The 11593-nt window shown below is 67.7% G+C and carries 7 protein-coding genes, 1 tRNA gene and 1 pseudogene; 7 read left to right on the top strand and 2 right to left on the bottom strand.

Annotation, left to right across the window (positions count from 1 at the left end):
* Positions 1 to 430: pseudogene (locus tag AU197_RS26480) on the top strand (hypothetical protein); the annotation flags it as partial.
* Positions 431 to 548: 118 nt separating this feature from the next.
* Here AU197_RS26480 and AU197_RS17125 read toward each other — a convergent pair.
* Both AU197_RS17125 and AU197_RS17120 read right to left on the bottom strand, forming a co-directional pair.
* Entirely contained in the window at positions 549 to 2534 is a 1986-nt protein-coding gene (locus AU197_RS17125) for a SpoIIE family protein phosphatase (RefSeq protein WP_064403900.1), read from the bottom strand.
* A 195-nt stretch (positions 2535 to 2729) separates the two neighbouring features.
* Positions 2730 to 2805, bottom strand: a tRNA-Arg gene (locus tag AU197_RS17120).
* Positions 2806 to 2905: 100 nt separating this feature from the next.
* On the opposite strand from AU197_RS17120, the gene argS reads away from it, so the two are divergent.
* From argS to rho, 6 genes are all read left to right on the top strand, one after another.
* Positions 2906 to 4558, top strand: a complete 1653-nt coding sequence (gene argS / locus AU197_RS17115) for an arginine--tRNA ligase (protein ID WP_064403899.1) — start codon at positions 2906 to 2908, stop codon at positions 4556 to 4558.
* Between the two features lie 35 nt (positions 4559 to 4593).
* Entirely contained in the window at positions 4594 to 5973 is a 1380-nt protein-coding gene (gene lysA, locus AU197_RS17110) for a diaminopimelate decarboxylase (RefSeq protein WP_197415575.1), read from the top strand.
* A gap of 2 nt (positions 5974 to 5975) precedes the next feature.
* Complete coding sequence (locus tag AU197_RS17105) at positions 5976 to 7301, top strand: homoserine dehydrogenase (RefSeq protein ID WP_064403897.1); 1326 nt, start codon at positions 5976 to 5978, stop codon at positions 7299 to 7301.
* Entirely contained in the window at positions 7298 to 8380 is a 1083-nt protein-coding gene (thrC, locus tag AU197_RS17100) for a threonine synthase (RefSeq protein ID WP_064403896.1), read from the top strand. Before AU197_RS17105 ends, thrC begins: the two co-directional genes overlap by 4 nt.
* A 3-nt stretch (positions 8381 to 8383) precedes the next feature.
* On the top strand, positions 8384 to 9328 hold the full coding sequence (gene thrB, locus AU197_RS17095) for a homoserine kinase (protein WP_064403895.1): 945 nt from the start codon (positions 8384 to 8386) through the stop codon (positions 9326 to 9328).
* A gap of 296 nt (positions 9329 to 9624) precedes the next feature.
* Positions 9625 to 11562: a transcription termination factor Rho gene (rho, locus tag AU197_RS17090; protein ID WP_064403894.1), complete on the top strand. Its 1938-nt coding sequence runs from the start codon at positions 9625 to 9627 to the stop codon at positions 11560 to 11562.
* Positions 11563 to 11593: the final 31 nt, after the last annotated feature.

Here is an 11593-nt window from a genome sequence, read left to right as displayed (position 1 = left end):
CCCCCCCCCCGCACCGCCGTCACCCGCCCCAGCCCTCCCGGGCAACCTGCTCGCGGCCCCGGCGCCGGTCGTGTCGAACACCACCGCCGCCGTGGCAGATGTCGCGCAGAATCTGAGCATCCCTCCTGCCGGGGATCCGGGACCGCGGACACGTCCGCGGTTGAACGTCATCACCGGCACGGGGAACCCGGGTGGGCCTACGACGATCGGAAACGGCCGCACGTCCGGGGGCGCCGGTGGCGCGAACGCACCGGGTGATCTCCGTTCGACGGTCCAGAACACGACTGGCGGGCTCCGCTCGACGGTCCAGGATGCGCCGAAGAAGGTCACCGACGCGGTCAGCGGCACGGTGAAGTCGGTGACCGACAAGGTCAGTGACGCGGTCGGCGGCCTCGGCAAGTTGGGGAAGAAGGACAGCGACGACGGCTGAGCGGCCGCACACCTCAAATCCGTTGTCTGGCTCGTCGACTGGTGCACCGCGGTCGACGGCCGCCGCAAACTCGCATGATGCGAACGCCGCGGCCGCCCACGCGCGGCCCGGCGAGGTATCAGTTCGTTGCGGCCGGCACAGGCTCCCGCCGCAGGACGACTGCGGTCACGTCATCGCGGTCGAGATCACCGTTGGCGCGCGCGCAGAGCGCGTCGACCAGCGTCTGAGGACTGCTGCCATGCGTCCGGGCGCACTCGGCTACGGCGTCCGAGAGCTTCTCCACCGAGCCGCCCCACAGATCCATCACCCCGTCGCTGACCAAAAGGATCGCGTCACCGGGTTGCAGCGCGCCGTGCTTCTCGTCCCAACCGCTGTCCAGGCCGACCGGCAGATCGCTGGACGCGGCGCGTTCGACCGTGTTGGAGCCGGTCCGCACGACGAAATGCAGACCGTGGCCGGCGTCGGCGAAGCGGAAGTCGCCGGTGACCAGGTCGACGAGCACGTAGGTCAGCGTGACGAATGCGCTGGTGCGTTGCAGATCGCGGTCGATGACGTCTGCGGCGCGGCTGACGGCGGCGGATGGGCTGAGCCGGGTGTCGTTGGCGCGCAACGCGGCCCGAGTGGCGGCCGCCAGCATGCCGGCGCCCATGCCCTTGCCCATCACGTCGCCGAGGCTCAGCACGGCGTGCGGGACGTCGACGCGGATGTCGTAGAAGTCCCCGCCGACTTGCCGCGCCGGCACCGAGGCGGCGCCCGAACTCCAGCCCGGGGTATCGGGGAACCGGCCCGGTAGCAGGGCCCGCTGCACTTCGGCGGCGCGTTCGAGCTCCTCCTGTTCGAGCCGTCGGGCTCGCATCGCCTCGGTGATGTCGTAGAACTGCAGGGCCACCGTCCTGCGGTCGTCGTTCTCGTCGATGAGCGCGATGCTGAGGTTGAGAACCTGTTCGCTGCTCGTGGTCAGCGTCAGGCGGGCGTTGCCCTCGGTGAGCGCGTCGGCTTCGGCGGACAGGGCGGCGGCGGCCCGTTCGCCGAGTAGCGCGGGGAGCCGCGGTGACGGGCCGGCGAGCCCGGGGAGGATGTCGATCGCAGAGGTGTTGGAGCGCAATATGTTCCAACCGTTCACGTCCCGGGCAGCGATTATCATCCCCGCGACAGAGGTGTCGAAGATCTTCCGGAACAACTCCTCGCTTTCGTTGAGGCGCTGCGCCGTCGCCCGCTCCTGGCCCACCGCGAGCGAGAGCGACAGGAACACCACCACCATCGACAGCTCGAAGACCTGCAGGACGAGGGTCCCGGTGTCTGGGGCCAGGAGGTTGAACGCGAAGGGTCCCGTGTTGTAGGTGCTGCCGGCCGATGCGATCACCGCGATTGCCAGCATCACCGCGATCAACTCGTGCGTCGTCAGGCGCATCGCCACCCACACCAGCGGCATGAACGGAAGGAACGACAGCGGCATTCCGGGGTTGAACGCGAAGACGTAGGTGACCAGGCCGAGGGTGACGACCACCTGCGCCACCGTCTCGACCGGACCGGCCTGGCGGGGCCGCTTGGGCAGGTGCATGAACAGCGGGACGAACAACAGCATGCCGGCGGCATGCTTGGGGGCCGACGTCACCAGTCGCGACCACGCCTCGGAGGAATCGACGAGCAGCAGTGTCGCGGCGGCCCCGACCAGGTCGTAGATGACGGTCGATGCGGCGACCGCGACCAGCAGTCGACCCAGGTCGCGCGGGGCGGCCAGTACCGGCAGAGAGTCCTGACGGCCGCGCAGGATGACGGTCGCGACCACCATCTCCAGTGCGACGGCCACCGCCAACGCCATGGCCAGGGCGGTGGGTCGCCCGGCCCACAACAGCAGAGGGAAGGTGATCGCCGCGACCGCTGCCCCCAGAGGCCAGAGGTACCGGCGGGGGAAGCGGATCCCCAATCCGACGGCGATGCCGGCGACGGGCCACCACGCGGTGGACGCCAACGCGGTCGGCTGCGTGACCAGGGACAGCCAGCCGACGACGAGAAGCGCCACCAGACAACCGATGATGAAGGTGGCGTTCGCCCTGGTCGAGCGAACGCGCTGATCTTGCGATGAATCCCGTTCAGCGCTCACAGCCACATGCTTCCATGCTGATCGTGGGAAAACTGGGGACTCATCAAGCTGGCCGACGCGGACTGGCCAGCTAACCGGCGGTTTCGGGGATTGTGGAGGCCGACCCGGCGGGACATCAGCAGTTGCCGCCGTGATCGAGTTCCGGGATAGTCGGCCGCACCGGCTTATCACCGTTGGCGGCCCGATGTTTTGGCGTGGTGCCCCCGGCAGGATTCGAACCTGCGGCCTTCTGCTCCGGAGGCAGACGCTCTATCCCCTGAGCTACGGGGGCGCGTGAGAAACAGCGCCGATGGGCTTCGACAGCCTAACGCATTGAGCTCATCGGAAACGGATTCGGGGCCTGACCACCCGAGACCATAGGATGGACCCCCGTGACCCCCGCCGACCTGGCCGACCTGCTCAAGACCACCGCCGCCGCGGTGCTGGCCCAGCATGGGCTCGACGCGTCAGCGCTGCCGGAGACCGTCACCGTCGAACGTCCGCGCAATCCCGAGCACGGCGACTATGCCACCAACTTGGCCCTTCAGCTGGGCAAGAAGGTCGGCGCCAACCCGCGGGAGCTGGCCGGCTGGCTGGCCGCGGCCCTGGCCGACAACGCCGGTATCGCCGCCGCGGACGTGGCCGGACCCGGCTTCGTCAACCTGCGCCTCGAGGCGTCGGCACAGAACGTCATCGTCACCGGCGTCCTGACGGCCGGCGCGGCCTACGGTCACTCCGAGGCGCTCGCCGGTCGCAACATCAACCTCGAGTTCGTCTCCGCCAACCCCACCGGGCCGATCCACATCGGCGGTACCCGCTGGGCCGCCGTCGGCGACGCTCTCGGCCGGCTGCTGTCGACCCAGGGCGCCGCGGTCACCCGTGAGTACTACTTCAACGACCACGGCGCACAGATCGACCGGTTCACCACCTCCCTGATCGCCGCGGCCAAGGGCGAGCCGACCCCCGAGGACGGCTACGCGGGCGATTACATCAAGGACATCGCCGCGCAGGTGCTCACCAAGGAACCCGACGCGCTGGGCCTGCCCGACGACGAGATGCGCGAGACGTTTCGCGCCATCGGCGTGGACCTGATGTTCGCCCACATCAAACAGTCCCTGCACGACTTCGGCACCGACTTCGACGTCTACACCCACGAAGACTCGATGCACACGTCGGGACGCGTCGAGCACGCCATCGCGCGGCTGCGCGAAGCGGGCAGCATCTATGAAAAGGACGGCGCAACCTGGTTGCGCACCACCGATTACGGCGACGACAAGGACCGCGTCGTCATCAAGAGTGACGGCGCACCGGCCTACGTCGCCGCCGACATCGCTTACTACCTCGACAAGCGCGAACGCGGATTCGACCTGTGCATCTACATGCTCGGCGCCGATCACCACGGCTACATCGCCCGGCTCAAGGCGGTGGCGGCCGCGCTGGGCGAGGATCCGGCCACTGTCGAGGTGCTGATCGGGCAGATGGTCAACCTGGTGCGCGAGGGCCAGCCGGTCCGGATGAGCAAGCGGGCCGGAACGGTGATCACCCTCGACGATCTGGTCGAGGCGATCGGCGTCGACGCCGCCCGCTACTCGCTGATCCGGTCCTCGGTCGACAGCCCGATCGACATCGATCTCGAGCTGTGGTCGTCGGCGTCCAACGAAAACCCGGTCTACTACGTGCAATACGCGCATGCCCGGCTCTCGGCCCTGGCCCGCAACGCCGCCGAACTCGGTGTCGTTCCCAGCACCGACAACCTGCAACTGCTCGACCACGACAAGGAAGGCACGCTGATCCGCAACATCGGCGAATTCCCGCGCGTGCTGAAAACGGCTGCGGCACTGCGCGAACCACACCGCGTTTCGCGGTACCTCGAGGATCTGGCCGGCGACTACCACCGGTTCTACGACTCCTGCCGCGTGCTGCCGCAAGGCGACGAGACGCCCAACGACCTGCACGGCGCGCGCCTGGCGCTCTGCCAAGCCACCCGTCAGGTGATCGCGAACGGTCTCGGCATCCTCGGCGTCACCGCTCCGGAGCGCATGTGATCGCCCATCCCGCCGGGCCCCGGCACGCCGAAGAGATCCACCACGGTGGTGCTCCGCCGCGCCCACAGTCGCCGTCCGAACTCCTGCTGCTGGCACCGAACGTCTGGCCCCGCAGCACCGTTCGCGATGACGCCGGCGTGGTGTCGATCGGCGGTGTGCCGGTCACCGACATCGCCGCAGAGTTCGGGACGCCGACCTTCGTGGTGGACGAGGACGACTTCCGGACGCGCTGTCGTGAGATCGCCGCGGCGTTCGGTGGGGGCGACAACGTCCGCTATGCGGCGAAGGCGTTCATGTGCACCGAGGTCGCCCGTTGGATCGCCGAAGAAGGCCTCTCGCTCGACGTGGCCAGCGGGGGAGAGATGGCCGTCGCGCTGGCCGGTGGATTTCCCGCCGAGCGGATCGCGTTGCACGGCAACAACAAATCGGTGGCCGAGCTGACCGCAGCCGTCAAGGCCGGCATCGAGCACGTGGTGGTCGACTCGATGGTCGAGATCGACCGGCTCGACGAGATCGCCGGTGCCGCAGGCGTGGTCCAGGACGTGCTGGTCCGCGTGACCGTCGGCGTCGAGGCGCATACCCACGAGTTCATCTCGACCGCGCACGAGGACCAGAAGTTCGGGCTCTCGCTGGCTTCAGGTGCCGCCATGGACGCTGTCCGCAGGGTGTTCGAGACCGATCACCTGCGTCTCAAGGGTCTGCACAGCCACATCGGGTCTCAGATCTTCGACGTCGCGGGCTTCGAGATCGCCGCCCACCGGGTAATCGGATTCCTGCGCGACGTGGTCGCCGAGTTCGGCGTCGACAAGACCTCGCAGATGTCGATCGTCGACCTGGGTGGGGGCTTGGGCATCTCGTATCTGCCCCAGGACGATCCGCCTCCGGTCGCCGATTTGGCCGCCAAGCTGACCGCGATCGTGCGCGAGGAGTCGGCTGCCGTCGGGCTACCGACTCCGCGCTTGGTGGTCGAACCGGGTAGGGCCATCGCGGGTCCCGGGACCATCACGCTCTACGAAGTCGGCACCGTCAAGGACGTCGCCGTGAGCCCGACCGCCCACCGCCGCTACGTCAGCGTGGACGGCGGTATGAGCGACAACATCCGCACGTCTCTCTACGGTGCCGAATACGACGCACGGCTGATTTCGCGGAATACCGACGCCGCGCCGACGATCGGTCGTATCGTCGGAAAGCATTGTGAGAGCGGCGATATCGTCGTTCGCGACACGTGGGTGCCCGACGACGTCCGGCCCGGTGACTTGTTGGGAGTCGCGGCGACCGGCGCCTACTGCTATTCCATGTCGAGCCGTTACAACCTGATCGGCCGTCCCGCCGTGGTGGCCGTGCGCGACGGGCGAGCCCGCCTGATCCTGCGCCGGGAGACGGTCGACGATCTGCTGAGTCTGGAAGTGAGGTAACGATGACTGACTCCGAAAAGCCCATCGGCGTAGCGGTCCTCGGCTTTGGGAACGTCGGCAGCCAGGTGGTGCGCATCATCGAGCAGAGCGCCGACGACCTGGCCGCACGCATCGGTGCGCCGTTGGTGCTGCGCGGGGTCGGTGTCCGTCGCGTGGCCGACGACCGCGGAATCTCGGTCGACAAGCTCACCGACAACATCGAGGAACTCGTCTCCCGCGACGACGTCGACATCGTCGTGGAGTTGATGGGGCCCGTGGAACCCGCGCGCAAAGCGATCCTGGCCGCGCTGGAACAGGGTAAGTCCGTGGTCACCGCCAACAAGGCGCTGATGGCCGTCTCCACCGGCGAGTTGGCCCAGGCAGCCGAAAACGCTCGGGTGGACCTGTATTTCGAGGCTTCCGTCGCCGGTGCGATCCCCGTCATCCGTCCCCTAACGCAGTCGCTGGCCGGGGACTCGGTCGTCCGGGTGGCCGGCATCGTCAACGGCACCACCAACTACATCCTCTCGGAGATGGACAGCACGGGCGCCGACTACGCCAGCGCGCTGGCCGACGCGAGCGCGCTCGGTTACGCCGAGGCCGACCCGACGGCCGACGTCGAGGGCTACGACGCCGCGGCGAAGGCTGCGATCCTGGCCTCGATCGCCTTTCACACGCGCGTCAGCTCCAACGATGTGTACCGCGAGGGCATCACCAAGGTCAGCAGCGCCGACTTCGAATCCGCCAAGGCGCTCGGCTGCACAATCAAGCTGCTCGCAATCTGCGAGCGGCTCACCGGTGACGAGGGCCAGCAACGGGTTTCGGCGCGCGTGTACCCGGCGCTGGTGCCGTTGGACCATCCGCTGGCCGCCGTCAACGGAGCCTTCAACGCGGTGGTGGTCGAGGCCGAAGCCGCGGGTCGCCTGATGTTCTACGGGCAGGGCGCCGGCGGTGCGCCCACGGCCTCCGCGGTGATGGGTGACCTCGTGATGGCAGCTCGCAACCGCGTGCAGGGTGGCCGCGGACCGCGTGAATCGAAGTACGCCAAGTTGCCGATCGCGCCAATCGGCTTCATCCCTACCCGCTACTACGTGAACATGAACGTCGCCGATCGAGCGGGCGTGTTGTCCGCGGTGGCAGCCGAATTCGGCAAGCGCGACGTCAGCATCGCCGAGGTGCGCCAGGAGGGCATGGTCGACGAGGAGGGGCAGCGCTGCGGTGCGCGCATCGTGGTGGTGACCCATCAGGCCACGGACGCGGCATTGTCGGAGACGGTCGCGGCGCTGGCCGACCTCGATGTCGTGCAGAGCATCAACAGCGTGCTGCGCATGGAAGGAACCACCGAATGAGTACCTCAGCGCAGACCGTTCACCAGCCCTGGCCCGGGCTGATCGCCGCGTACCGCGACCGGCTGCCGGTCGAGGACAGCTGGACACCGATCACGCTGCGCGAGGGTGGGACTCCGCTGCTGCCCGCGCAGCGGTTGTCCGAACTGACGGGATGCACCGTGCACCTCAAGGTCGAGGGGCTCAACCCGACCGGCTCGTTCAAGGACCGCGGCATGACCATGGCGGTGACCGAGGCGGTCGCGCGCGGTCAGCAGGCGGTGCTGTGCGCATCCACGGGCAACACGTCGGCATCGGCTGCGGCCTATGCGGCGCGGGCGGGCATCACCTGCGCGGTGCTCGTGCCGCAGGGCAAGATCGCAATGGGCAAGCTGGCCCAGGCAGTCATGCACGGTGCGAAGATCATTCAGGTCGACGGCAACTTCGACGACTGCCTGGAACTCGCACGCAAGCTGACCGCCGACTTTCCGACCATATCGCTGGTCAACTCCGTCAACCCGTACCGGATCGAAGGGCAGAAGACCGCGTCCTTCGAGATCGTCGACGCGTTGGGTGTTGCGCCCGATGTGCATTCGCTGCCGGTGGGCAACGCCGGCAACATCACCGCCTATTGGAAGGGCTACACCGAGTATCACCGCGACGGCGTTTCGGATCGTCTTCCCCGCATGCTCGGTACGCAGGCGGCCGGTGCGGCACCGCTGGTTCACGGGGAACCGATCAAAAACCCGGAGACCATTGCGACGGCCATCCGAATCGGCTCGCCCGCGTCGTGGACCACCGCCGTGGCGGCAGCGCAGCAATCCGACGGTCGATTCCTGGCCGCCACCGATGAGGAGATCCTCGAGGCCTACCACCTGGTGGCCAGCAGCGAGGGCGTCTTCGTCGAGCCTGCATCCGCGGCCAGCATCGCCGGTCTGCTCAAATCGATCGAAGACGGTTGGGTGGCCAAGGGTTCGACGGTCGTGTGCACGGTGACCGGCAACGGGCTCAAGGATCCCGACACCGCGCTGAAAGGCATGCCGCCGGTGATCGCTGTCCCCGTCGATCCGGTGGCCGTCGTCGAGCAGCTGGGGCTGGGATAGCCGGTGACTCACGTACTGCCGCCGGGACTGAGCGCCACCTCCGTGGTGGCGGCATCCAGCGCGAACCTCGGTCCGGGTTTCGACAGCCTGGGGATCGCGTTGAGTCTCTACGACGAGATCGTCGTCGAGACAACGGATTCCGGTCTGGCGGTCGAGGTCGAGGGCGAGGGCGAAGGTCAGGTGCCGCTGGACGACACCCACCTGGTGGTGCGGGCCATTCGGCGGGGGCTCGAGGCGCTGAACATCAGCGCTCCCGGAATGACGGTGCGTTGCCGCAACGACATTCCACACTCGCGAGGCCTCGGATCCTCGGCGGCAGCGGTGGTCAGTGGACTCTCGGTGGTCAACGGCCTTGCGGCACAAATCTCTTCGAAGATCCTGTCCGAACGGGACCTTGTCCAGTTGTCGTCGGAGTTCGAAGGGCATCCCGATAACGCCTCGGCGGCCGTGCTGGGTGGTGGCGTGGTGTCCTGGACCGAAGGCCCGGAATCCACGCCCCGATTCGAGGTCGCGCCGATCCGGGTGCACCCCGACATCCGGCTGTTCGTCGCGATACCGGACGAACGCTCGTCGACCGCCGAGACGCGCGTGCTCCTGCCGGAGAAGGTCAGCCACGCCGACGCGCGCTTCAACGTGAGCAGGGCCGCGCTGATGGTGGTCGCGCTGACTGAACGGCCCGACCTGCTGATGCCGGCCACCGAGGATCTCTTGCATCAGCCGCAACGGGCGCCGGCGATGCCGGCTTCCGCGGAATACCTACAGATCCTGCGGCGTTGCGGAATAGCAGCGGTGCTATCGGGAGCGGGTCCTTCGGTGCTCGCACTGTGCACGTCAGCGGAGTTGCCCGCAGAAGCTCTCGAATACGGCACCGCCAACGGGTTCGCCGTCAAAGCCATGACCGTCGGCGACGGGGCCAAGTGGACGTCGGGCGCGCCAGCACGACGCTGAGCACGGCCGGTACCGGAATCACAGGAGCAACACGACGCCCATGTCTTTCTTGCTTCCCGTCCCGATGCGGGATATTCTCGCTGTCGTCAGGCAATCGCAGCGTCTCTACCTGCGCCGACACTAGGACACCACCCATTTTCCCCGTGATTTGCGCGCGGATTGACGGTTCGTCGAATACCGGCGAGGCCCGCCCATCACCGTTGCAGGGGCAATGGTGGAGCCCATGCGTTCAGTGGATTGACTGATCGCACCGAACCCCCGCACGACTCGATCTGCGAGGGAAAGAAAGGAAATCCGTGACTGAAACGGACCTGATCACGGCTGGGGGCAGCAGCGAAAACGGTGAGCTGCCGAACACCGTGAGTTCAGACACTTCGACTTCTGCGGCGGCGGACGCGCCGAACGCGACGCCGAGCGCAGAGGCCGCACCCGCTGCCGGGGGCGCTTCCGGCAACCGGGGCGGCTCCCTGTCGACCATGGTGCTGCCCGAACTGCGCGCTTTGGCCAAGGAGATCGGCGTCGAGGGCGCGTCCGGTATGCGCAAGAGCGAACTGGTCGCCGCCATCCGTGAGCGGCGCGGCGATTCGAACGGCCGCGGAAAGACATCGGCCGGTGGTGAGGCTCCCGCGACCAGCGAGGCCAAGACCGCCGAACCCGCCAAAGATGCTCCGAACGCCGAGTCGGGCGCCCGGAGCGGCGACGACAGCGGTTCCAACACCGATGCCGAGCAACAGCCTCGCCGCCGCGAGCGTCGTGGTGCGTCGCGTGGAACCGGTGCACCCGACGCTTCGGGTGACCAGCCCGGCAACGCCACTACCGACGATAAGACCGGCGATCGCCAGAGCGACCAGTCCAACAAGGGCGACCAGTCCAACAAGTCGGACAGCAAGTCCGACGGCGATCAGCAGGGCGGCGACCAGCAGGGTGGCCAGAACCGCGGCGGCGGCGGCAACAACAATGACGACGACGGCGAGGGCCGTGGCGGTCGTCGGGGTCGCCGGTTCCGGGACCGCAGGCGCCGTGAGCGCGGTGGCGGTGACGGCGGCGGCGGTGACCGCGACACCGAACTGCGTGAGGACGACGTCGTTCAGCCCGTCGCCGGCATCCTCGACGTTCTCGACAACTACGCGTTCGTCCGCACCTCCGGATACCTGGCCGGCCCGAACGACGTGTACGTCTCGATGAACATGGTGCGCAAGAACGGCCTGCGCCGCGGTGACGCCGTGACCGGCGCCGTGCGGGTGCCCCGCGATGGAGAAGGCGGCGACAAGAACCCGCGGCAGAAGTTCAATCCGCTGGTCCGCCTGGACACCGTCAACGGCAAGCCCGTGGAGGAGGCCAAGAAGCGGCCGGAGTTCAACAAGCTCACGCCGCTCTACCCGAACCAGCGGCTGCGCCTGGAGACCAACACCGAGAAGCTGACCACCCGTGTCATCGACCTGATCATGCCGATCGGCAAGGGGCAGCGCGCGCTGATCGTGTCGCCGCCGAAGGCCGGTAAGACGACGATCCTCCAGGACATCGCAAACGCCATCACCACCAACAATCCGGAATGCCACCTGATGGTGGTGCTCGTCGACGAGCGTCCGGAAGAGGTGACCGACATGCAGCGCTCGGTCAAGGGCGAGGTCATCGCCTCGACCTTCGACCGGCCGCCGTCCGATCACACCCAGGCCGCCGAGTTGGCGATCGAGCGGGCCAAGCGGCTCGTCGAGCAGGGTAAGGACGTCGTCGTGCTGCTGGACTCGATCACCCGCCTCGGCCGCGCGTACAACAACGCGTCGCCGGCCTCGGGTCGCATCCTGTCCGGTGGTGTCGACTCGACCGCGCTGTATCCGCCGAAGCGGTTCCTCGGCGCGGCCCGAAACATCGAAGAGGGCGGCTCGCTGACCATCGTCGCCACCGCGATGGTGGAGACCGGGTCGACCGGTGACACGGTGATCTTCGAGGAGTTCAAGGGCACCGGCAACGCCGAGCTCAAGCTCGACCGCAAGATCGCCGAGCGGCGCGTCTTCCCGGCCGTCGACGTCAACCCGTCGGGCACCCGCAAGGATGAGTTGTTGCTCTCGCCCGACGAGTTCGCGATCGTCCACAAGCTGCGTCGGGTGTTGTCCGGGTTGGATCCGCACCAGGCCATCGACCTGTTGATGAGCCAGCTGCGCAAGACCAAAAACAACTACGAGTTCCTGGTGCAGGTCTCCAAGACCGCTCCGGGCTCGATGGACGCCGACTAACTGGTGCGATTTCGGTGGAGCTGGTTGCGCT

The organism is Mycobacterium sp. IS-1590 (assembly GCF_001500025.1).
Classification (GTDB): domain Bacteria; phylum Actinomycetota; class Actinomycetes; order Mycobacteriales; family Mycobacteriaceae; genus Mycobacterium.
Note: the sequence above shows the minus strand (reverse complement) of the source record. Positions and strands in the feature narration are given on the sequence as shown.